General features: G+C 78.8%; 1 pseudogene. It reads right to left on the bottom strand.

The annotated features are described in order from the left end of the window. Positions 1–240: pseudogene (locus HMPREF9538_RS32880) on the bottom strand (endolytic peptidoglycan transglycosylase RlpA); the annotation flags it as partial.

The following is a 240-nucleotide window of genomic DNA, read 5'->3' as shown; positions in this document are numbered from 1 at the left end:
GGCGGGGGTGGGGGGGGGGGGGGGGGGGGGAGCCGTCGCGGCGGCTGCCGCTGGTTCGCTACTCTCCAGCACGCCGTTGTTCAGGGGCGTCGGCGCGCCGAGGAAACCGCCGCTGTTCACCGGCGCGCCCACGCTGTCTGCCGGCGTCAGCGTGCTGTTGCTGATCGGGCGAACGTCAGTGGGCGCGGGCTGGCTCATGCCAGCGGGGCGCCCCCCCTCCCCCCCCCGGGGGGGGGGGGG

Source organism: Klebsiella sp. MS 92-3, assembly GCF_000195655.1.
In the GTDB taxonomy this organism is placed as follows: domain Bacteria; phylum Pseudomonadota; class Gammaproteobacteria; order Enterobacterales; family Enterobacteriaceae; genus Klebsiella; species Klebsiella pneumoniae.
The sequence above is the reverse complement of the archived record's forward strand: the minus strand, read 5'-3'. Positions and strand labels throughout refer to the sequence as shown.